Origin of the sequence: Lentibacillus jeotgali (assembly GCF_000224785.1) — a bacterium.
GTDB classification, from domain to species: Bacteria; Bacillota; Bacilli; order Bacillales; family Amphibacillaceae; genus Lentibacillus; species Lentibacillus jeotgali.
Genome location: NZ_AGAV01000014.1, coordinates 323,827 through 346,402 on the forward strand (window position 1 = coordinate 323,827; position 22,576 = coordinate 346,402).

Annotated in this window: 21 protein-coding genes and 3 pseudogenes; all 24 read right to left on the minus strand. The window is 40.0% G+C overall.

Going from position 1 to position 22,576, the window contains the following annotated elements; all coding sequences use genetic code 11:
- Positions 1–11: 11 nt before the first annotated feature.
- Positions 12–2,294, minus strand: a complete 2,283-nt coding sequence (locus ON01_RS11365) for a VirD4-like conjugal transfer protein, CD1115 family (RefSeq protein WP_010531170.1) — start codon at positions 2,292–2,294, stop codon at positions 12–14.
- Positions 2,278–2,661, minus strand: a complete 384-nt coding sequence (locus ON01_RS11370) for a toprim domain-containing protein (RefSeq protein ID WP_245545001.1) — start codon at positions 2,659–2,661, stop codon at positions 2,278–2,280. The genes ON01_RS11365 and ON01_RS11370 overlap by 17 nt, the downstream gene beginning before the upstream one ends.
- A 68-nt stretch (positions 2,662–2,729) precedes the next feature.
- Positions 2,730–2,987, minus strand: a complete 258-nt coding sequence (locus ON01_RS11375; protein WP_010531172.1) for a hypothetical protein — start codon at positions 2,985–2,987, stop codon at positions 2,730–2,732.
- The gene (locus ON01_RS11380; RefSeq protein ID WP_010531173.1) at positions 2,956–4,188 is read right to left on the minus strand and encodes an IS91 family transposase; all 1,233 of its coding nucleotides are present in this window, start codon (positions 4,186–4,188) and stop codon (positions 2,956–2,958) included. The genes ON01_RS11375 and ON01_RS11380 overlap by 32 nt, the downstream gene beginning before the upstream one ends.
- Positions 4,189–4,262: 74 nt before the next feature.
- On the minus strand, positions 4,263–4,901 hold the full coding sequence (locus tag ON01_RS11385; protein WP_010531174.1) for a hypothetical protein: 639 nt from the start codon (positions 4,899–4,901) through the stop codon (positions 4,263–4,265).
- Complete coding sequence (locus tag ON01_RS11390; RefSeq protein ID WP_010531175.1) at positions 4,879–5,652, minus strand: hypothetical protein; 774 nt, start codon at positions 5,650–5,652, stop codon at positions 4,879–4,881. The genes ON01_RS11385 and ON01_RS11390 overlap by 23 nt, the downstream gene beginning before the upstream one ends.
- A gap of 39 nt (positions 5,653–5,691) precedes the next feature.
- Positions 5,692–6,291: a hypothetical protein gene (locus tag ON01_RS11395; protein ID WP_010531176.1), complete on the minus strand. Its 600-nt coding sequence runs from the start codon at positions 6,289–6,291 to the stop codon at positions 5,692–5,694.
- Between the two features lie 53 nt (positions 6,292–6,344).
- Positions 6,345–6,530, minus strand: a complete 186-nt coding sequence (locus tag ON01_RS11400; protein ID WP_010531177.1) for a hypothetical protein — start codon at positions 6,528–6,530, stop codon at positions 6,345–6,347.
- A gap of 14 nt (positions 6,531–6,544) precedes the next feature.
- Positions 6,545–6,778 carry a pilin gene (locus ON01_RS11405; RefSeq protein WP_010531178.1) on the minus strand — a complete coding sequence of 78 codons (234 nt, stop codon included), beginning with the start codon at positions 6,776–6,778 and terminating at the stop codon, positions 6,545–6,547.
- 5 nt (positions 6,779–6,783) lie between these two features.
- Positions 6,784–7,086, minus strand: coding sequence for a hypothetical protein (locus ON01_RS11410; RefSeq protein ID WP_010531179.1), 303 nt, complete (start codon positions 7,084–7,086; stop codon positions 6,784–6,786).
- A 432-nt stretch (positions 7,087–7,518) separates the two neighbouring features.
- The gene (locus ON01_RS11415) at positions 7,519–7,884 is read right to left on the minus strand and encodes a YhjD family protein (RefSeq protein ID WP_010531180.1); all 366 of its coding nucleotides are present in this window, start codon (positions 7,882–7,884) and stop codon (positions 7,519–7,521) included.
- Between the two features lie 385 nt (positions 7,885–8,269).
- On the minus strand, positions 8,270–8,587 hold the full coding sequence (locus ON01_RS11420) for a hypothetical protein (protein ID WP_010531181.1): 318 nt from the start codon (positions 8,585–8,587) through the stop codon (positions 8,270–8,272).
- Between the two features lie 142 nt (positions 8,588–8,729).
- Positions 8,730–9,179 (minus strand): GNAT family N-acetyltransferase, encoded by a 450-nt coding sequence (locus ON01_RS11425; protein WP_029329100.1) that lies wholly within the window; start codon positions 9,177–9,179, stop codon positions 8,730–8,732.
- Between the two features lie 370 nt (positions 9,180–9,549).
- On the minus strand, positions 9,550–10,560 hold the full coding sequence (locus ON01_RS11430) for a DUF3231 family protein (protein ID WP_010531183.1): 1,011 nt from the start codon (positions 10,558–10,560) through the stop codon (positions 9,550–9,552).
- A 277-nt stretch (positions 10,561–10,837) separates the two neighbouring features.
- Positions 10,838–11,077: pseudogene (locus ON01_RS19915) on the minus strand (hypothetical protein); the annotation flags it as partial.
- Between the two features lie 256 nt (positions 11,078–11,333).
- Positions 11,334–12,113 carry an IS21-like element helper ATPase IstB gene (gene istB / locus ON01_RS11435; protein WP_010529048.1) on the minus strand — a complete coding sequence of 260 codons (780 nt, stop codon included), beginning with the start codon at positions 12,111–12,113 and terminating at the stop codon, positions 11,334–11,336.
- Positions 12,110–13,693: an IS21 family transposase gene (gene istA / locus ON01_RS11440; RefSeq protein ID WP_010530605.1), complete on the minus strand. Its 1,584-nt coding sequence runs from the start codon at positions 13,691–13,693 to the stop codon at positions 12,110–12,112. Before istA ends, istB begins: the two co-directional genes overlap by 4 nt.
- 92 nt (positions 13,694–13,785) lie before the next feature.
- Positions 13,786–14,004, minus strand: a pseudogene (locus ON01_RS11445) (hypothetical protein); the annotation flags it as partial.
- An 11-nt stretch (positions 14,005–14,015) separates the two neighbouring features.
- A complete protein-coding gene (locus ON01_RS11450; RefSeq protein ID WP_010531185.1) occupies positions 14,016–15,029 on the minus strand; it encodes a DUF3231 family protein in 1,014 nt (337 codons plus the stop codon).
- 1,551 nt (positions 15,030–16,580) lie between these two features.
- Complete coding sequence (locus tag ON01_RS11460) at positions 16,581–17,417, minus strand: alpha/beta fold hydrolase (RefSeq protein ID WP_010531187.1); 837 nt, start codon at positions 17,415–17,417, stop codon at positions 16,581–16,583.
- A 243-nt stretch (positions 17,418–17,660) separates the two neighbouring features.
- Positions 17,661–17,828 (minus strand): annotated as a pseudogene (locus ON01_RS20235) (VOC family protein); the annotation flags it as partial.
- A gap of 363 nt (positions 17,829–18,191) precedes the next feature.
- Positions 18,192–19,673: a spore germination protein gene (locus ON01_RS11465; RefSeq protein ID WP_010531188.1), complete on the minus strand. Its 1,482-nt coding sequence runs from the start codon at positions 19,671–19,673 to the stop codon at positions 18,192–18,194.
- A gap of 958 nt (positions 19,674–20,631) precedes the next feature.
- Positions 20,632–22,101: a spore germination protein gene (locus ON01_RS11470; protein WP_010531189.1), complete on the minus strand. Its 1,470-nt coding sequence runs from the start codon at positions 22,099–22,101 to the stop codon at positions 20,632–20,634.
- 282 nt (positions 22,102–22,383) lie between these two features.
- On the minus strand, positions 22,384–22,576 hold a 193-nt coding region (locus tag ON01_RS19755), incomplete at its 5' end, for a hypothetical protein (protein WP_010531190.1).

Here is a 22,576-nt window from a genome sequence, read left to right on the forward strand (position 1 = left end):
CTCCTTTTCTTTTAAGATAGCGCCTGTTCACGTAATTTATCGGCTTCCTGATCACCATTGGACTGTTTACTTGATGGTTGTTGCTCGGTTACCTCATTAGCTTTCTCATTTTGATTAACCTGCTCTTCAATTCGTTTCGTTGCTTGCTCCTGCCACGTTTGCATAACGTCGTCAGGTAAATAATCCTGTAATGCTACCAGTACCTTTAAGTGTATTCGTGAAAAATGAGGATGATGGACAATGAAACTTACATAATGAAGAAATGACCAATGATCAACTTCATGAAGCAATGCTTTGGTTCTTGCTTCATCCAATTCACCCTGACTCTGTTCGATCTGTAATAGATGCCGTTTAAATCGTTCAAATGCCTTGTCTGTCATAGCGTCAGCCATTCGTAAAAATAAGTCGTCGTTTGACTTAGCCGAATAAACCATGCTGTTTAAGTCCATATCATGATACGTTTCGGACATAATCGGAAGCATCATGATGGAGTGGTCTGTATCAAAGTCATCAGCCAAATACTGATAACGGAATTTATGACTAGTTTTATCATGGTTAAAAATCGGTTTTGGCTCAATCTTTTTTCGGTTCTTATCCTGCCGTTTGTTCACGCGTATCAACACGGACTGCCCTTCTTTTAACCGCATCAGTTCATCAGATGTTAAAAGCGAGCGTTCTTTTGTGGACTCGCTGTGCGACTTATCGAATGAATGATAATCACCACTTCGGCTGACATCCGTAATCGTTTTGGCCCCAAGCATGCTGGAGTAGTGTTCAGCTGTGTTCTTATCTTCGGTAAGGATATAGATTTGATTGGAACAATTGCCAATAATCGTATCCGATTCTTCACCATAAGCCGATTTCACCTGGGAATAGGCTTGAACGATTAAGTGATACCTGAAGCCGCGCCCGGCACCCACTGTTACCATACTGGCCATGCCATCGATGGCCGGCATATTTCCAAACTCATCAAGGATGAATTGGACATGCCGTTCCATTTTGCCATTTTTGCTTTTGGTTGCTTTTTCCGAGTTGACACGGTATAACTGACTAACAAAGATACTGGCCAATACATCGTTTGATTTATCCGAATCAGGCGTTGCCAAAAAGACCGCCACCGGTTTGTCTCCGAACCCGATTTCAGTTAAATCCAAGCTGTTATGGCCGGTTACTTTAGCGTTAGGTTCAAGTGTAAAGATTTGCAGTTTATCCATGGCCACACTGAAGATACTACCGCGTGTATTGCCTGTCGAAAAGTTACTGGTAGCATACATTAACCGCGCCGGATTATTCTCATCCCGCGCCTGGAAGAATTCGTCCAACGCATTATTCCCCTCTTCATCCGTTTCACTGCCCTTACTGGAAAGAAAATTGGCAACAGAGTACATGGTGACCCGTTCTTCCTTGCCGATTTTCACCATGTCCTCGGTTAAAGCCAAAATAATGGCCGTTACCAGTGACTTCGCACTGTTTGACCAAAACGGGTCTTTAGCGTTTGGATTATGATACAAACTGAATGCTACGCTGTTGGCATATTTTTGCGCATCACTCACCTTGCCCTGTTTCCATGAATCAATGACCAACTGTAAAGGATTGAACCCCATACTCATGGCATGTTCAATTAAATTAAATACGTACACGTCATACCCACGTGCCTTTAAGGTTTCATAAGAAGCTCCAGCCAGTTCCCCTTTCGGATCATGAATCACCATGGAGGGTTTCTCCTTCGCTCTGCTTTGGACATCGATCATCGGAACCACAAATGTCTCACCCTTACCGGAACGCGTAATCCCAATGACCATGGTATGAACAGGGGCATCATCCAACAGAAGCCGATATGGTTTTCCTGTTTCCTGCAATCCGCCAACAATCGTGCCACCTTTTCCGTCGTATTCCGTTTTGGATGCCGGTATAATCTGATACTGTTGCTTCATGTTTTTCACGGATTCAAATTCATTCGTGCCATGTTGCCCACGGTTAATGGTTTGATAATTCATTTTGATATTGTATAAGAATTTTAGAAGACTAATCCCGACAAGGATATAAAAGCCTACATAAAACGCAAGCCATTCTTTCTGAAAAATGAACACGTATTCCCAATTTACTGAGAATGTATTCAAGTTGACTTGTTCCGGATTGTTGGCAAAACCTTCAATCAAATGCAGCACTTGCTGGAAAAAGTGTAATAGGAAGTTTGCAAGTAAGAACCCTATTATGACGATAAACAATATAAAGGGCCATACAAACTTCCAGTTGCTTAAACGTTCGGTTAGTGCCTTATGGTTCGTGTTCAATGGCCATCACCCTTTCATGTTGCTTCGTACGTGCTGCCATTTGGTTATACGTTTTAGTGAATGCTTTGCGGTTTTGTTGCAGATTTTCATTGGCGTCTTTCGTTTCTGACGTGTAGTCAAAAACGGACCAATTTTCGCCTACACCGTCCTCTTCAATGGTGTTCACGATATCCCTTGTCGCCTTCCAGCCAGCCTGATCATCATCCATGGCAATTAAAAGGTGTTTATCTGCAAACTGTTCCTTGTGTTTGGCCAAATAATCTTTAACCTGTCTTGTTTTGGTTGCGCCTGTTAGAGCTATAATGCCAACATTTTCATCGATCTCACGAAAGGACAAAGCATCCAGAATGGATTCACTTATCACCACATTTTCAGCATTCTGCGGAATGTCCAGAACAAAAGCGCTGGCGCGCCTCATCACGTCCCAAGTGAGTGCTAATCACTTGGGGCGTTTCTCGCTTCTACCATGGTGCCGTTGCAGTGTGGGCAATGTAACTGTACCTCTTCGTTATTATTTTTGTCCACGCTAAATTCACCGATGAGATATTCTGGAACTTCATCGACTCCTCCACAGTCTTTGCATTTAAATAAAACTAATTTGATTTCTTCATCCAATCCAAAAGGATCTTCTTCTAACCAGATATCTACTTCCTTTGATGCATTATCCTGCTTCCTTTGGTTTGAAGATGCCATATTTCCTCCTTCTTTCACTTTCTATTTCTTCCATGTAATGATAAAGCCAACCATAGTCAGAATGCCATATCCCCACCAGTTCCATTTGTCGATGGCAATGCGGACATTCAATTGGGTCCTTTCCAAAGGATTCAATTATACGTTGACGATACGTTTTCTTCTTGCGCTTTTTCTCCAGTACCAATGAGATTTGTTTGGTTCTCATAAATGCGTGTAAACTTAATATTTGTTGGGCTTTACGATGCGACCTCCTACTATACAATCCAAAACCCCCCACCATACGAAAGTGTTTTGGAGGGATGTGTTGCAGAATTTCAAATAGAAATCTATATACGGGAATTTTTTTATCTATTCGTTTTCCTGACTTGTGATCCTCGTACCAATAATGAACCGTTTTTCCGTCATAAGCCTCAATCCGATATTCCGCAATGGCAGGACGAGCTAAATACCTGCCGATATATTTAGCAACGCCTTTCGCATTTTTCATCTTTTTTTCGGCGTTAACATAAAACCCTTTCTGGTATCTTCTGTACAAATCATCAATCAGGTCATTAACTTTTTGATTGTCGGGAAACCATTTCTTGATTAAATCTAACACAACTTTTTGCCAGGATTTCCTTAAAAATTCGTAAGGGATATATCCATTGTTCACCCATTCATTTTGATTATCCAATGCCCCTTCTGTAACCAGGGCATGGATATGTGGGTTAAACTTCAAGTCACGGCCAAATGTATGAATGACAGTAATAATTCCGGATTGTAAACCTCTTTTTTTACTGCGTTTATGATTATGATATTTAAACACTTCAGCAACTTGTTTACTTAATTCATTTAGTTTTTTCCGATCATTATAGAACACATTTCTTAACTCCCGAGGGATGGTAAAAACCATGTGCCGGTGCGTAACATCAAAAATCTTTTCCTGTTGTTTATCCGACCAATCATCCGTATACTTCTTTCCGCAACGGTGGCATAGTCTACTTTTACAGGTGAAATAAACAAATTTCGGTAAAGGATTTCCTTCACAGCCAAGGCATTCATATCGTGCAAACCCTAAGTCACTGGTTCCGCATCTGATTGTTTTCTCTACTGTTTCTTTAATGTGATCTCGATAAGATTCAGGAAAACGACCGGAATGAAGATACCAAAAACCAGCAAAATGATCTTTTAAAATGTGTTTAATAACTCCTGTACCTTTCATCAGCTTATCTCCCTCAACAGGATGACTATATTTTACCATAAAAATTATCCACAACTTCAGAATTTTATAGTTTCCTAAGCAATAAAAAAATCCCTCGTTTCTTTGGAGGGATTAAAAATAAGCTGTATTTCCTTGGGATCAAGGTTTTCATCGATGCTGGAACGGAGTAAAACGCGATCCAACGTATGGTCTTCGCCGTACAATGGAAAAATTAAGTTTCGCTTGCACATCCAACTATTATTGGAATAATCCTTGTTCAATAATGGTTCGGCTTTTTGAAAGACATGTTGCACGATAGCCTCATCTTGTAAGTCAGCGACAAAACCGCGTGTTGTCTGTTTTGACAGGTCGCGGTAACCATTATCTAATGCCTCACTTTTGAAATAGTTTTTCGCATATGAGAACACACGGTTTGACCAATCCAAGGCCTGCCGTTGTTCTGTCGTCAGATCGGGGTAGTGTTTTTCAATTTCTTGTTCATAAACTGACATATCCCCTTTTTCATGAAATTCAAGTATCATCCGTGAGCCGCAGTGATTTTCCCGGTTGCACTGGATGAAATGCTTGTTATTTTTATACATAAAGGCTTCATGCTGGTTGCACTCCGGGCAGTTGCAGATAAAATAGCGGCCTTTATCTTCAGCATGCAAATCACTCAAAGCATTTTCGATATTTTGAAAAACAAGTTTCTTATAGGGATTCAGTTTGCTCATCATCGTCACCTACTTTGACAGCGATTTTAGCTTCAAATCGTTTTAATACAGGTACAAGGACCTGTTCTTCAATGGCTTGATCTGATTTCAGGGCTGTTCCCTTAGCTAATACGTCATCGAAAGTCGTGTGAAATGCATGCATTAATTCGTTATGAAGATGATAGGCTGTTCTAAATCCGTGTTGTTGTATGAAGGACTCGCCAAATAACGACAGTTCCAAATGCTGATACCCTTCATGCTTGAACACCAATACATCAATCCGCTGTTTTGGGAGCGATTGATAATTCGTGACCACATGCGTGACAAACCAATTGAACGATTTTTCATCGTTCATATAGCGTTGAATAGCGTCATGCTCGGACGATTCACCCTTGCTTTGATGTTCTTCCGTATCCGGATGATTCGATTGTTTATGCTTCGAAAATGACTTATGGCTTCCCAATGTTCGAACGTTGGCGCACTTATCTGATTGGTCCCCGTGTTTCTCAGAGGCTTTTGCCGTCTCTTCTGTCACCCATCCAACAACAGCACGGTAAGCATTACGTATAGCCCCCAGAATATCTTCCATTTTCGCATAAATGCTCGTTTCAATATACGGTGAAACACCATCATAGATTTGTCTTAATTGTTCATCCGTCATGTTAAGCCTATCGCCCAAGACGGTATGGAATCGTTTTTTGAATGCCTTAAATGCGTTATCTTCCGGCTTAACAGCTTTGACATTGGAAAGCAGTTTATCTTTCATTCTCATTCTTGTCACCTCCAAAAAAGGACTCCCTGAACGGAAGCCCTACATGTCCATCTCTTGTTCATGTGTCTTGTTTTGTTTCTTCCCAAGTTTCATCGCCTTTTCGTTTTCCAAGTCCTTTTCAATCTGACTTAACTTTTCCTTTTGTACCGACGTTAAGTCCATGTCTTTTATGTCATCCAATACCTCGCGTTTGAGCTCATAGACCTTCTCATAACCGTGTTTTGCTTCAAACGCCTTCATCTCTTGTTCTCTTTTTTGAACATCTTCAGATGACGCTTCCTTTTCATCCGGTTGTTTATCTAAAGCGTCCAGAACTTGTTGCTTATAAGCATCCTTATAACTGTTTTCTTCCTTTGTGGGCTGCAGCTTTTCCAGCACATTTTGTTTATAGGCCTGTTTAAACTGCTCTGATTGATTCACCCCGTCATCATGTTCCTTTTGCACCTTGTCTTCGATTGTTTGAAGTTTGTCCTTCGGAAACTTTGATTTCAGAACTGTATCTTGATACAGGGATTCCAGCTTCTGCCGCTTCCATTTATAGCCTGCATTATCAGGATTCAACATTTCCTTTTCCTTTGCTGACAGAAAGTCAGCGTACTTGTTTGCCAATTCTGTTTCAAAATCTTTTATAGCCGGCATGTTCAACCTCCCTCAATAAAAAAAGGCTTCCATACGCTGGAAAGCCCGTTTGATTAATGGTTTAACTGTATGAGGTTTTGGATGGTGACAGAATCGCCCAGATTAAATTCATCACTGATTGCCTTTTCGACACCACGAATATCATCTATCGATTGAATGGGTTCCTCTAATGTTATATCGACATTGCCGCCGCCATCTTCATAAAGGTAACTTATGAAATATTTGTACTCAGCACTCACAATGCTTCACCTCCTTAAAATCCAACAACACGACCGCCAAACCAAGAAACAAGACTGGCAGCCAAGTAAACAATGCCAAAGCCAATTGCAACGTTAACCATCCATCCCGTATACATTTCCTTCTTCTGGGGATCTTTTGCAAACGTCCACAATAACCCAATGATAACCAGCACCAGCCCGGCTAAGACTGGTGCAATTGGTTTAATCCCGTCTGTAATATTTTGTATGGTTTGAATTGCGTCTTGCACGTATCTCACTCTCCTTTCTTCGCAACGTTCGTGATCTGTTTCTGGTTCGATACATTAAAGTTTAAGATGATGTCTTGATGACGTTCATGAAGCCATTCATAATAAGAAGACCCGTCAGCTTCGATAATGTCTTTTGCCAGTGTTTCAAATTCCTTGAACCCTTCAGGTTTAACAGGTCTGCGTTTTCTTTTTGATGATGATTCTTTCTTCGATGTTTCAGCAGCATCTTTGGTGGCTGCCTTATCGTCCTGCTTAACGTCTTTATCCTGATGCTTATCTACTGTTTTTCCAAATTCGTTATTAGACATGATTTACACCTCCTTATCTGAGCAAAATAAAAACCCTTTTCCGTGAAAGAAAAGAGTTAATGGGAAGCTATAAACTTCCTGATACTAATAATTTAACACCGTTTTTATAGCATTTTGTCTCTTTTTTTGTATCTTTTTTATACCCTATTTTGTATCCATTTTGTTTCCTTTTACGTAAAGTTATTGTTAGGTACAATTAAAATCATTTACTTTTAGCAGGTAAACCCCATTTTACTTTGAAAAATGCTGAATCACCATATTATTTCGGGATCCTATCCCACATTAATCCAGAGAAGTCTCTTCAACCGCCCATTCGATACCATGAATGGAAATGTAGCAAGCAAGAGTTGAAACTGAAGCGAGCACTGCGGAAAAAAAGGATTTTGGTCAAGGTCATTCGAGAAAAAGTACAGCTTTCTGTGATACAGAGCACTACCATCCTTCATCTCGACGTTCAAAAGCTGTTGATTTACTACCGTATAAATAAACTTCTATAACCTTCCTTGTCATTTCTTTTAATTTACCAGGCGTATACGTTATGACGCCTGTATCATGCCTGCTAGACCATCTATAAGAGCATTGTGCGATTTGCTTTACGTCTATATGATATTGCGTGTACATAAGCTTTTTAGTGGAAGATAAATCTTGCTGTAATTGCGTAATGGATGAATCTATCTTGCCCTTATATACATTACGCATTTTAAAATCCGAAAAGTTCTTTTTATCGTGTTGTAATACTCTAATAGCAAGAGGAAGTAAAATAAACTGATGGACAAGTTTATTCATTTGACTATCCATAAAATCACCTCTAATGAACATTAATATTTCTGTTCTTTTCATTTTAGAAAAATTCGGGTATACTATAGATAGAAGATCATACAATAATAAAAACCGTAGACGCTCCAACGCCTACGGTACAATAGACCGAACCCCATTAAGAGGGGCGGCGCAGTAGGAAGAATAACCCCTTACGCCTGCGCCACCCCTCATATGAAGCCAGTCCATTGTTAAACACATTATAACATATCAATTATGGTGATCTGTGACAATTAAGGCATTTGTTTTGAAAAGTATGAAGCCGCATTCCCTTTCCGTTGAAAAATGCGGCTTTTTCAAAAAGTGGTTGTTTGCAGTTAATTCTAACCTCAATATCGTAACCAAGATGAATGATGCACTCACCTTCTTAGTGATAACAGTCTGCTGTTCTGGGCATTGATTCATCTTTTTCACGAATAAATACGACCCCGCTAGGTTTAGTGTCAATTACAACTCCTTCAAGTTCTAACTTCATTATTTCCCTGATACCAAATAGCCATTCTCTTTCCGTTACGCTTCCTCGCTTACAGGAAATGCTGAGAACCTGTCTATTATTGCCGACTTCGTGTAAAAAATGTGTTGATCCACTATCATAAACCTTTATGTTTGGTGATTCATCAGGCGAAAACGTTTTAACCATTTTTACTTCGTTTTGACAGTTAGCAGTTACATCTTTAATCTTCATATATAATCCTCCTAACAAGAACATTTGTTCCCATTATAAGCAATGGAGGATAAAAAATCAACTATAACAAATACTTGACTAATGCTTATGACTTTTATACAGTCGCCCCAGATGATTGAAGACCGTTCTAAGACGACATCCTTTATAAATCTTGTGAAAGTCTAACCATATCGATGACTTGGATGCCATTTTCAAAAATTGGTTTATCATAATGTCTAATAAAAAAATCGCGATCAATAGAAATCATTCTAAAACCGCATTTTTGATATAATGCCAATTGAACAACTCCTGAATTGCCAGTTCCTATTTCAATGGTTTTATAACCTTCATGTTTTGCAGTTTCAATTGCATGAAGCACAAGTTGCTTCCCATATCCTTGGCCATGGAAATCTTCATTCACTGCTACACTTACAATTTCTGCTGTTTCTGGTCGAGTTGGAATAAGGACATATGTACCTATAATTATTCCATCAAGATTCATAATAAAGCACTTACCTCTTGAAGTGTATTCTCTGACTAGCTTCTCCGATGGATCTGCCAACAATAATAACTCCAACGGCAATTCCTCATCCTTATTTAATTCTCTTATCAATTTGAACACCTCAAATTTCATTTATTCAGGATAACGGATTAAAGATCAGAAAATGGACTGACGACTCAACCCATAATTGTTCAATTCTTGCGCCCGTTCGTATTATGCAGGATATCATTTTATCGAGTGACATCGGCATTAGTTCCATACCGTTAACAAAATGGGGGAATCCAATGATATAGGAATCGAGGAAGGAAGTATTTTGGATTCCCCTTTTTCAATACTCGCAACCAAAGAGGTATTACAATGACTAAATATCTCCGAGACATCTGGACAGCGTCTTATGGTCTGTTTCAAAAAGAAGCTGCTGGCTCTTATTCCATTTTCGCGCCCGTTCGTATAATTGAATAAAACTTTTCCATTTAAAAAGCTAATCTTTCTTCCTTGCTAATTGATCCCTGTCAACGGACATTGGAGGTTCTTCCATCCATCCATTTTCAATCATTATTTTAACACTATCTGACGCATATTTCATAATTTCAGCAATCTGCTTTGTATACGCTAATTGCAGGTCTTTACGTAAGCTCTGGGCCATGCTTGTCCCATAGTAGGCAATACTGGCACCGATAAGTGCGTTGGTATGATACATCATTAATTTATCGGAAAATGGTGCATAAGTGGAATGTGTTACGTCTGCATCCGATGTAATCGGAGATTGAATGTCATTATCATTAAGTTTGGAAGCAAATTGTGTTATCTGTTTTTGTGCAAGTTCCTTTCCTTTCACCATATGATCTCGAATTTTTTGCGTACTTGTAACTTGACTAAAGGCCATCATCAAGGATCTACCAAGTACATTGCGCTGTACATTGGCAAACATATGTGCAATCTCTAACGTAGCAAGCGGGCGATTCTCCCCAAACCACCCGCCAAGGAATTTTTGATCCGTTACAAAATCAATGCCGCTCGGAGGTGTTAGCTGAGGTGCTCGTATATAAAAACCTTTTTTCAGTAATAACTCATTTGATTTCGCCTGAAGATTCATGGATTCTGTCATACAATTCTTATAATAGGTATGAAGGTCCTGTCTCGTTGCCAATGAAAGAGCCATACTATAACCATTGATGCCTACCGTTCCCATTTGCTGTATGTAATACAGCATAAAATGATCCGTCACCAGCCGGGGAGCGCTTAAATCTACATCATTTTCAGTAAAACCCTGAGGAACCGGCCAGTTTTCCCCATTAAAAAAATTGGTAAGTATCGGTATATGCGATTGTGATAATTCTAAGCTTTCCTCCAATATGGCTGCGATATCAGGGTCTTCGACAATTTGTAAAAAATGCTTCATGACACAAATAGCTAATGTGTCGTTCTGATAAGAAGCCCAAAGTTGTGAGATCTCAGCGGATGTCAGGGATGCGTTATGAATTGGTTCCATGTTGTTTTCCTCCCAGGTGTATTTTGTAAGTTATTTTTTGGCTCTTTCAAAAAAATATGCGTACCTCAGAGAAAAACAAAATACCCCTGTCTCTCTTTAACAATATGCCCCTACAATGGTAAATTGGGCACTGTTTTTTATTCTGGAAGTGCGTCCGTTGTTTAAATAAAAAATCCCGCAATACAGGATTTTTTATCAAGCTTGTTTTTAATGATACGACTTTTTAACGGTGCAACTATATTTCAAAGAAATGACACCTGCAACAAGGTTATACCGTTTATTTAGTAACTATTTTCCTCATGATTATTTGTAATAAAAATCCCGCAAGCAAACCTGGAATGACACTCAACATTGGAAGCCAGATTGGCCCCAACAATACCCCAAATAAAGTTAGTTTAGACGAATAGATGGTTCCTACGGTCACAAAATAGGCTGAAAATACAAACGGTAAAAAGGAATATGGTTTTTTTTCGATACCTGCATCTTTATAGGCATCCCACATCGCAAAAAAATACAAATGTATTTGTCAACTCAAAATCCGGCCAAATGTTCATTTAATTTCCGACCAATTGTGAATAGTTCACATGTGTTTTTCACAAAAAATATCTTACATGTCAACACCGTCCAATAAGCTCTCTATCTATGAAATTTTCAAGGTACAGTTAATCTCATTGGCTTTATCGGCATCAATATCTGTGTATGAATAGCTGAGTCTTATTACACTAATCCCCCCTCTAAAGCCTGCTTGCTGCTTATGCAGGTAATATTCACGGTTAGCCACTACCCTGAGTTCCCAGCCATTCCTTGGTTTCTTTCATACGGTAAGAGCTCCCGTTCATATTAACAATATGGGCCTGATGGGTAAGCCGGTCAATCATCGCTGCTGTCATCACCTCATCCTGAAAAATCTCGCCCCAGCGTTCAAAAGATAAATTCGTTGTAATAATCGTCGACTTACGACCTGCCCGCAATGAAAGGTGGGTGAAGAGCTGTTCAGCCCCTTCTTTATCAAATGAAATATAGCCCATTTCATCGGCAATCACAAGGTCATATTTTTCAAACCGACTTTGAAAGTTTCGAAGGGTGTTCTCTGCCCGTGTTTCCTTGATTTGATTCACAAGGAGGGGGACACTCGTAAACCACACTTTGAATCCTTCCAAACAGGCCTTCATCCCCAAACCGATAGATAGATGCGTTTTCCCCGTCCCGGAATTTCCTGAAAAAATGACATTCCGTCCTTCACGGATGAAATCCAGGGATTTCAAGGTTTTAAGTTTCTTCTGAGCATCTTCTGGCAAGTCTGGAACCGAAAGGTCCTCCAAGTATTTTTTCTGACTAAATGCAGCCCGACGGACACGGTTGTATCGGGCGGATTCCCGGCGTGCATCACGCTCTTTCTGAAGAAGATGGGCCAGAAACGCTTCATAACCACTATCCTGCAGATTGGCTTCTGAAGCATGCTCCGCCACGTGTTTGCGTATCATCGGCAACTTTAGTTCTTTCGCATAATCTTCAACATCTGCGAGCCATTCCTTTTGGGTTTTGAGTGTCAATGAGCCACCTCCGTTGGTTGTGCTATTTGAAATAATTGATCATAATCTTTCATATGATTCCGAGCCTGTTCGTTAATCGTTTTTGTGGCCTGCGATGATGGTTTTGTATGGCCGGGGTTCTCCTTATGCTTGTCACACATCACTTTAATTTTATCAGTCGTCACATGTTGCGGATGGATAGATTCGAGTCTGTCAATACTGGCTAAAACGTCATCGAGATTACCTTCATCCCGTAAGTAATGACATAATCCTATGAAATCACGTTCCTTACCTGTATAATAAGACTTGTAAATTTCTTTTATTTTTTGATCGGCCTGATGCAGGGCTAGACTGCCCGCCAATGCACCAGGCTTTTTTCTTAGTGTTTCTAAAATATGCGAGAGTTCCAGATTCCACCGATGGTGGCCGCTTAATCGCTCATGATCGGCTACACATGTTTCTTCATAAAAACAACGGATACGCTCGGCGTAAACTTTCACCATCACCATTTCCCCAACCAAATGATCCGGAACCGAATAACGGTTTTGATCGATGATCACGGTAGCGTATTTATCTACCCGGACATAATCAACACGAGCCCCGTCCCATTTGGGTGGTGCTGGCAAAAGATGTTCACGTTCCTGGTCCAGTCGCTGCCTGGGGGTTTGTCCTTCATATTGGCTAAAAGGTTTCTCGTTCAGTTTGTTTAGGCACACATCCTCCAGGTATTGATTGGCCTCTTCCAAACTATTAAACGTATCCTGAAAGGCAAATGCTTTGCGCCGGACGACATCCACACTCCTTTCCACATGGCCTTTTTCATTACCGCGGCGTATATTACAGAACCGGTATCCAAAACCATAATAAAGCATAAGTTGCATTAATCCCTCAGTCGGCTCTTTATCACCAGCCAAACGTTTGACGGCCACTTTCATGTTGTCATAGGTAATGGTCGTGTAAACACCATCTATATGGTCAAAGAAACGGGCATGTGCTTCTTGGAAGCACTCCGTGGTTTGTTTGGGAAATAAGCAGGCCCAACGGTAATTTCCATAAGCCGGTGTAAATACCGCCATTTGGAATGTATGCATCTGTCTGCCAATCGTCAGTTTGACTTCTCCCCAATCAAATTCGCAAACATCTCCAGGAAGGTACGTCTCTTTAATAAAAGCCTCTTTGGGCCTGCGTTCCAGCTGCCTCACGAATCGCCGAACGCTACTGTAACTAATATCCATCTTTTCATCTTCCAACGCCTCATACATGTCGATGATTGTTTTTTGTTGTTTAGCTTGTCCTTTGTGACGCTTTTCCCGGTTTTCCTGAAGGAATTCCTGAACCCGCTGTTTGATTTCAGGTGTTAACTTACGTTTAGCCCGGTTACCTGTTTTATAAGTGGGTTTCTCCGTCAAGGATTCAATCAGGGCCTCGACATGAACATGCTGGCCTCCCTCCATAAGACGACTACGTTTCTTTTCGTACTCCCTAACGTATTTACTGACGGTTTCCCGGTGGATACCGGTATCCCTCGCAATCTGCCGCATCGACCTCCCTTCGTGTGCATACAGAATTAATGCCTGGTATTTCTGGTTCATTGTGATCATCTCTCCTGCCCCCACTTGTATATTTTACAAGTGAGATTATCAATCTACTGGCCGGATTTTCAATGAACATAGTGGTCGATTTTTAAGTTACCATATACATACAAACAAGGATAAAACATCAACCAGCCATAATTCGCTTGTTGAACAGCCTCCTGTGTCTCTCCGAAGAAGCTTAATAAAATTACTTCATTAAAATTGGCCTGAACATTAACTAAAAGTTCAAGTGCAATTAACAGAATCCCCTTCAAATATTGTCTATTTAAAAGCTGACCAAATCCGGGAAGAGCAATACTCCATAGCAATTTTTCCATACATAAAATTCCTAGTCCTTTTTCTTTGCTAATTCATCTCGGTCAGCTGCACGCGGAGGCTGTTCCAACCATCCATTTTTAATTAAAAGTTCTCCTCCATCTTCCGCGTATTTTCCAATTTCAGCTATAAGCCTGGCGTAATCCACGCCTACGTCACGGCGGGGCATTCCTGCCATACTAGCGCCATAATAACCTAAACTAATTCCGATAAGTTCTGACCCCTTGAATGCCATGAATTTGTCTGAGAAAACAGGTTTGGTTGAATCAGTCACTTCCGACTTCATTCCTGTGGGGGCCGGCAAATCACTTTTTTCCAAGATGGAACGAAATACGTTAATGTGCTTTTCAGCAATCTCTATTCCGCGTAAAAAATAACGGGTCACTTCTTTGGATCGAGCAACTTGGGAATAACCGATAAGAGTTGCCATTCCCATATCGTTCCGTTCTATATTCGAGTGTAAGTTTATAATCTCAGTCGACGTTAACGGCCGGTTATCCCCAAACCAACCGGTTAGAAATTGTTGCGATTTTACAAAATCGATACCACCAGGGGTTGGCAAAGAAGGCGGGCGCTTATAAAGCCCTTTTGCAAGCATCAACTCGTTTGACTTCTTGAGGATGTCGTTGGTCTCGGACAAACATTGGCTGAAATAAGCGAAAACATCCTGCCTTGTAACGGTCGCAACCGCTTCACTGTAAGCATTCATGCCCAATCTTCCAAACTGTTGGAGCCAAACTAACATGTATGAATCGGAAAATAAACGAGGGGCGTTCACATCTACGTCCTCTTTTATGGTAAAGCCTTTGGGAACCGGATATTGTTCTTTGTTAAAGATTGACGTCAGTTTTTCGACGTGTGTTTCGGATAATTGTAACGCGTAAGATAAGAGTTCCCGTATGTCCGGGTCTTTAACGTGATTCAAAAAGTAAGTCATTTCACAGATAACGAGCGTATCGTGTAGATAACCCAACCAAAGGTGGTTTAGTTCTGCTGCTGTTAGATTGGTTTGATGTGAGATTGACATATTGTACTCCTTTAAAACTGCTTTTAGCGTATCTTTTACAATATCCGGAGAAATATACGATTAACAACCCATTCACTTATTACACAATCTGGTCCTTTTGGCCTCAAAGCGGAGTGCAAATTTCATTCCGGATTTGCGCCCGATTAAAAAATGACTTTTATTCGCTTAACACCCTGAGTTTGGAAGGATTGTCTTACTTATTCTGATCTTTCAATTTTACAGATCCACTTATAATAAAGTATTACACTTACAAGTAAAAAGGGGTTAACCAGTGCGGAATACCGTAAATTCCACCAACCGTGATTAAAATACCCCCATGGTTCAGGTAATGTTGTGACAGCTTCATAAAAAGTGATGGCTGTCACCCAACACAGAATATAAAACACACGTTTATAAAGTAATTCCCCAAAGGGAAACCCATTCACAAAAATCATATTAACGGGTGGAATCAATACGATTAATGTTGGAAGGTCCCTCAATTCAATACCTTTAGTGAAGTACCAATAGCCATGATATTTCGCATCAATAAATAAATCGACTAGTATTTGGAAAGCGATGGTGAACATCCATATATGCACGATTTGATTTTTAGTTAGTCTTTTATTTGTTGTGAAAGCAATCAGATTAAAAAGAATAATTGCAAAAATGAGTCCGAGCATTATAATTATAGAGTATCCTTTTTAAAATTAACTTGCCTCTAAACCTTCATTGGTATTCAACTTGATTTCTTCCCCCTATGATGATCTTCAACAATATGGCCCTAAAATGACAAATTGAGCGCCTTCCTTTATTCCAGAAGTGCGCCCGATCGTATAAAGAGTATCATTAATCCATTTTTATTGAAGATTAGCCCCCTTGAAGGTATCTAGGAATTTTTTGCACATTTGATAAAAACAAACGTTCCTTTTTGTTGACTTACCTAAACAAATAGGTTATATTTAAAACAACCCTTTAAGGGAATGTATGTTCTAATTAAGAAATTGACCCCCTTTTATTTTTGACCACCTTAATGGTGGTCTTTTTTTAGGTCTTGCGCCCGATTATGTAGGATTGAAATTTATCTTTTTACCCGACTGACATCGGCATTAGTTTCAAACTGTTAATAAGAAGGGGAATCCAATGATATAGGAATTGAGAAAGGGGGTGTTTTGGATTCCCCTTTTTTAAATGCACGAAACCTCAGGGAATTACAAAGACTAAATACCTCCGTCATCTGAACAGCGTCTTTGGATATTTACAAAGTGCTCCCTTTTATCATATGCATTCACTTTTCGGGTGCTTGTATTCATTAATCAGGACTATGGCCTGATTCAAAAAGAAGCCCTGACTCTTTATTCCATTTTCGCGCCCCGATCGTGGCATAGTGAAATCTGTTTTTAAACCCAGCGATGAAACGGTTTTCAATCCGCACAATAACGAGATTCCTTCACATTTTAAAGCAAAGGAGCCTTCTGTTCATGAACCTATATTAATCATTTCTGTTTTGTTGATTTTTTAACTCTCTAACTTCTTTTTCACCTTACTTCGTAAAGTTTGTCATAGCGACAGTCTTTATCTGTCTCTCAAAAATGTTAATAGTTCCTCATTAAATTCTTTGGGATGAGTTGCATTCAAACCGTGCGGCCCACCTTTTATTAAGGCTGATTTACTGCCGGGAATCGCTTCATGTGTTCGCTTTCCACTTACTTCAAATGGCACAATCCCATCTGAATCACCGTGTATAACCAGGGTAGGGACATTAACTTTAGCCAAGTCTTCTCTAAAATCTGTTTTGCCGAAAGCTTTAATGCAATCCAATGTCCCCTTAGGCGAAGCAAAGGCCGCAATATCCTTATTGTATACTCGGAATGGTTCGCTTACCAGCGTCTGTTCTTCGGCAGTGAAAAAGTTTTTCGTGAAATCTTCAAGAAATGCAAGACGATCGTTTTTCACCCCATTTTCAAACGTTTCAATGGTTGCATCGTCCAATCCTCCGTCAGGGTTGTCTTCTGACTTGTATAGATAAGGCGGGACAGCCCCGGCAAATACGGCCTTACTCACTCTATTTGTTCCGTAGGCCGCGATATAACGAGCTACTTCACCGCCACCCATTGAAAAACCAACAAGCGTTACACCCTGAAGATCCAATTGTTCCAGTAGCTGATGTAAATCCACAGCCAAAGTATCATACTCATATCCATTCCATGGTTGAGAAGAATTCCCAAATCCTCGGCGATCATACGTAACGACTCTGTAACCAGCTTCTACGAGTGCAGGAACCTGGTATTCCCAAGAGCGACCACTTAATGGCCAACCGTGAATTAATACGATTGGCTTACCAGTGCCATAATCCTCATAATAAAGTTCGATTGGCGCCTGATTTTCTTTTCCTACAGTGATTTTTGCCAATTTATTCCCTCCTAACCGTCTGCCTAGTTAGCTTCGGTTTCTTTCCCCGTAAATAGGGAAGAACATTTAACCATACTAGAATACTTCCCGTCGCATCTTTTTTATAAACACCGCGACTTTATTTCAACTACACACTTACATCAGCTCAGATAACTTCTTATTCCACAAAAAGACCCATCGTATTAAAGCAAAAGTAGGAGCAAGTCTTATTCTGTTCTTGCGCCCGATCGTATTGTTGAACTGTTAGGGTGCTACGAGTTCCACTTTCATTCTGTCCGGATCTTCAAAGTAAACGGCGTAATGGTCATCTCCCCAAGCGAATGGATGCTGCTTTTCATAAAGAATAGTAACTCCTTTATCTTTTAATTTCTTGGTATTATCATCAACGTGTTGACGCGATTCCGCATGGAATGTCCGATATTAGCTGGTATTCCGGAACATTTTTTTCTTCAATTGTAAAGGAATCCAGCCAGTAGGATGAAATGTAATTTATGCTCTTTTATTACATTTGTACGATTTTATTTAGTCATATTTCGCTTAGTATACGGTTTTTTTTGCGTTTTGCAGGTGATGATTCATTAAACAGTTTTTACGCTCAAAAGTATTTATAGCGGATCATGGCTAACGTTTTGAACAACGTTAATAAAACTGACGACCTTTGAAATATAATATTCTTAACGTTTTAAATCTGCGTTTGCTGGTGGAACTCCTATATAAAAAATTATTAGAGAGAAAAAACAAGCTGTCGAGCATCGACAGCCTGAGAGCTGAATATCATCTCTTTTCTGCAGGTTGGCGATAGTTATTTCTCGGATGGACAATGTCTGGCCTACTGTTAGAGAACTGCATTGGAATACGAAATATTATTTGTACCATTGCCCTCAGATTGAACGGAATAACAGGCCATAAATATGGTGTTCTTAACGACTTAAAAGATGCTAAAAGCAAAACATGTATTGTAACACCTGCAACAAACCCGATTGATCCAAAAAATGCTGTGATAAGGACTAATAATACATTCACAACTCTATTGGCTGTACCTAATTCGTAGCTTGGTGTTACATAGTTCCCAACCGCACTTATGGCTACATATAAAATTACTTCAGGGATTAACATGCCAACATCAATGGCAATTTGTCCAATTAATACTGCTGCGATCAGTCCAAGGGAGGTGGCAAGTGCTGTTGGGGTATGGATGGCTGATAATCGCAGAAATTCCATTCCAATAAGTCCAAATATAATTTGTATGGTTAATGGTATGCTGCCTTCTTCAGTTGGCCCTATGAAGGCTAAATCCGCTGGCAGCAATGTCGGTTCAATCGCAAATAACAGCCATAATGGCAACAGATACAACGAGGAAAAAACAGCTAAATATCTCATCGCTTTGACAAAGGTTCCAATCATAGGAGACTGCCGGTACTCTTCCGCGTGCTGCAGGTGCTGAAAAAATGTAGCAGGGAGGATAATTAAACTCGGAGAGGTATCTACAATCAGTAGGACATGCCCTTCCAAAAGATGAATTGCTGCAACATCCGGTCTTTCGGTATAGCGCACAATGGGATATGGAGAAAATTTAAGTCCCATGATAAACTCCTCTATCGTCTTATCGGCCATTGGAATTCCATCGAATTCTATAGCTTCTAACCTTTCCTTTAATAAATTGATAAGCCCCTTATCAGCTACATCATCCAAATAACAGATGGATACATCTGTTTTTGATCTCTCGCCCACTTTCAACATTTCCATGCGCAATCGGGGATCCCGCAACCTTCTTCTTGTTAATCCTGCATTTTCAATAATGTTTTCGGTATAACCGTCCCTTGCCCCTCTTATTACTCTTTCGGTATCAGGCTCCTTGGGTGTTCTCCCCGGGTAATGGCGGACATCGATGATAAATGCTTCCTTTACGCCGTCGATAAACACAGCTATTAATCCGGAAAGCATTTGATCCACAGCTTCATCCATTGTTTGAGCCTTTTCAAACTGATGATGAACAAGGCGGTTTTCGATAATTTCTTTCGTTTTTCTTGTATTACTTTCAAAATCATTAATTTCCACCAGTTTTTTAATTAACTCCTGAATAAAGGACGTATCGACCAAACCATTGGAATAATAAATCTGTACTTTCTTTTTTAGAACAATTATTTCCCGGTAACCGAGATCAAATGAGAGATCAATACCGACTCTTTTCTTCATGTATGCCTCGATTTCATTGATGCTACCGGATACAGGAATTTTTTGATCCGTTTTTTTCATGTACATCCTCCGTTCTCGGATTAGGCGTTATGAACAAAATATAGATTTACTCTTAATACAACAATTCCATAAGGAATCATTGTATTTGCGTTTCCATCCCATTTCTTCTAGAAAGAATACATTTAATACTTCTTTATAGGTAATTTTTTCCACATAACCCGAGAAATATTCATTTGTACAAAAAAACCCATTTATCCACAAGGTATTGTTGCATTATGTTGAGTATTCACTAATAAAGCATAGGGCAGAAAAAGTCTGCCCTATGCTTTATTAGAAAGATAATTACCACTTAGTTGTTCCACAAAATGGCTTGTGTATGGAATGGGCGCCACAAAGGAGGATGGCAACGATTATTGGTTTTCGGGGCCATAATACATATATTTCCATTCTCATTCGAAGATATCGTTTTATCACCGGCTTTTTTAGCCATTAGAAATTGGCTGTATTTTCTTCTCCGAGATATTACTATAAATGCTAACGACTTTTGCGACACTTTTTTCGATCATTAGAAGCACAAATTTCCGCATTAACTAAGTTTTCGATAATGAAAAGTGACGCAAAAATCTGCTTTTCCGCCATTTTGATCCTGATTAAGTTGATCTTTAATGGCGAAAAATGGCTTATGTCCCCTGAATACAAGAATCGTTGCCACCCCCCACAAAAAGCCCATCCCCTGATTTTTCAGCTCATTATTAACCAGTTAGAGCTTTTCCCGATTTCCACTAGTTCATCATGCAGCAGTTCCCCATCACGGATTAACGTTACTGGAACGTACACCGTTTTCGGGGCAATTGTATATGGGTGTTTTTGCCCGTCCCCTCGAAAAAACACCCAAATTTATTTTCTAGAATGCTCATTTCCCTAGCTCCAGTATTCCGGCACCTATTTGTGAAGCTTAAATGGGAAAATGCCCTTAACGGTGGGATTTTATCGTTGATTGAAATCATTGTCTATCCCTCTATTTATCTTTTTCATTGGCAGTAGGCCGTTTAACATCACTTGGGCGTACTTGATATGGGCGTTTGTTTTGCTTGTTAAACGGCAAACGAATTAAGGCATCCTTGAAATCTTGAGGGCGGAACGGAAATACCAGCGCAAAGAACGGCCTTCCCAGCGATGTCAGCCGCAGCAGGTGTACCATAATATAGGCAATGGCAATCGCCATACCAATGATTCCGTAAACACCCGCTACGATGATTAATGGAAAGCGGATAAGCCGGATCGTGTTACTCATTTTATATACCGGGATTGTAAATGACCCCAACGCAGCCAGTGCCACAAGAATCAGCAGTACATTACTTGTCATCCCCGCCTCAACAGCCGCGATTCCGATAACGATACCGCCGACAATACCGATTGTCTGACCGATTTTGGTGGGCAGTCTGGCACCCGCCTCGCGCAATAATTCAATGGAGAACTCGAGGAGGAGTGCTTCCAAAATCGGTGGAAAAGGTACCTGTGTTCTGGAATAGCCGACTGTGACGAGCATTGTTTGCGGAATGATTTCAAAATGATGCGTCAGTACTGCAACGTATAATGGTGTGATCAAAATTGAGAAGAAGACGGCAACTAATCGAATCAGCCTGAACGCCGATGCAGTCATCCAATTATAAAAATAGTCGTCGAACGCGCCAAAAAATTCAATCAATGTGGTCGGCCCGAGTAAAACATGCGGTGAACCGTTGACAAAGATAGCAACTTTCCCTTCAACCAGTATGGAAGCAATCCGGTCAGGCCGTTCCGTATCCAACAACTGCGGAAATGGTGAATTTTTGTTATCGGCAATCGTTTGCTGGATAAATGAACTGTCAACAACCTGATCGATTTCCACATCTTTGATGCGCTGAACGGCCGTATTGACATTCTCCTCATCAACTATCCCATTTATCGAAACAACAGCAACATCCGTTTTGGTGACAGTGCCGACTTTTAATTTTTTTATGCTTAATTCAGGAATGGCTAACCTTTTTCGAACCAGATTCAAATTGGTATCAATATCTTCAACGAACGCTTCTTTCGGTCCGACAACACTGAATTCGATTTTAGGACGGGATATCTCACGTTTTTGATCAAGCGGCAGCGGAATCAGCAAATACGTTGGGCTGACGTTTTCCATGTAAATAAATATGAAACCTTTCACAAGCTTATCCTGAATTTTATCCTGACCAGGATTATCCGCTAATTCGGTTTTGGTGAACGGAATATACTCATTTAGTTCGTTTAAATCGTTATATATGTATTCTTGTACACGCGGCAGAATATATTTTTCCAGTTTTTCCGGATCAACAGCTGCTTTTAGATAACCCAAATGAATCATGCCATTTGCATGTTCATGCTGATAATGAATAAAACCATCTTTCTTTTTTAATTCAGCTAACAGCTTGTCGAATCCCCTCTGTACTCTTTTCTGTGATGTTTTCTTATTCATGCGAACATCCTTCTGAGCTGAGCGATATGTTTACTTTAGCATGAAAGATTAAGTGCGTTATTATTCACCGGTTGGACTAGGGTGCCATATAGTTGTCTTTTAGAATCCTATTCAAAATTAACTTAATCACTTTATTCACTTCAGCATTAGCTTCATTCACAGCGCTATGTTCTTATCCAATTAACTGGCCCTTATATGCGATTGTGGTACGATTCTTATTAGTTAATCGCGCCCGATGATTGAACAATATGTGTATCACCTATTAGTCAACATTTTTTCAGATTATTGATTGAGCACATTTTCTTTCCCTTCAACCCATTCCTCGGGTAACTTACCATATCTCCATATCAAACTTCTCTCATAAAAATCGTACCAAAGGTTGGCATAACTGCATATTTCAGTTATCTCTGTCTTCGTTTTGATTTGATCCTTCAAAGGGAGAAAATCCGGTAAATATATTTCAAGATCAGTCTTA

What these genes read in the sequence shown, in the direction of transcription:
- ON01_RS11430 (WP_010531183.1), bottom strand. Translation starts at nt 10,560, where the DNA reads ATGGAACCAATTCATAACGCATCCCTGACATCCGCTGAGATCTCACAA.
- ON01_RS11380 (WP_010531173.1), bottom strand. Translation starts at nt 4,188, where the DNA reads ATGAAAGGTACAGGAGTTATTAAACACATTTTAAAAGATCATTTTGCT.
- ON01_RS11390 (WP_010531175.1), bottom strand. Translation starts at nt 5,652, where the DNA reads ATGAGAATGAAAGATAAACTGCTTTCCAATGTCAAAGCTGTTAAGCCG.
- ON01_RS11375 (WP_010531172.1), bottom strand. Translation starts at nt 2,987, where the DNA reads ATGGCATCTTCAAACCAAAGGAAGCAGGATAATGCATCAAAGGAAGTA.
- ON01_RS11470 (WP_010531189.1), bottom strand. Translation starts at nt 22,101, where the DNA reads ATGAATAAGAAAACATCACAGAAAAGAGTACAGAGGGGATTCGACAAG.
- ON01_RS11395 (WP_010531176.1), bottom strand. Translation starts at nt 6,291, where the DNA reads ATGCCGGCTATAAAAGATTTTGAAACAGAATTGGCAAACAAGTACGCT.
- istA (WP_010530605.1), bottom strand. Translation starts at nt 13,693, where the DNA reads ATGATCACAATGAACCAGAAATACCAGGCATTAATTCTGTATGCACAC.
- ON01_RS11450 (WP_010531185.1), bottom strand. Translation starts at nt 15,029, where the DNA reads ATGTCAATCTCACATCAAACCAATCTAACAGCAGCAGAACTAAACCAC.
- ON01_RS11465 (WP_010531188.1), bottom strand. Translation starts at nt 19,673, where the DNA reads ATGAAAAAAACGGATCAAAAAATTCCTGTATCCGGTAGCATCAATGAA.
- ON01_RS11415 (WP_010531180.1), bottom strand. Translation starts at nt 7,884, where the DNA reads ATGGATAGTCAAATGAATAAACTTGTCCATCAGTTTATTTTACTTCCT.
- ON01_RS11420 (WP_010531181.1), bottom strand. Translation starts at nt 8,587, where the DNA reads ATGAAGATTAAAGATGTAACTGCTAACTGTCAAAACGAAGTAAAAATG.
- ON01_RS11385 (WP_010531174.1), bottom strand. Translation starts at nt 4,901, where the DNA reads ATGAGCAAACTGAATCCCTATAAGAAACTTGTTTTTCAAAATATCGAA.
- ON01_RS11410 (WP_010531179.1), bottom strand. Translation starts at nt 7,086, where the DNA reads ATGTCTAATAACGAATTTGGAAAAACAGTAGATAAGCATCAGGATAAA.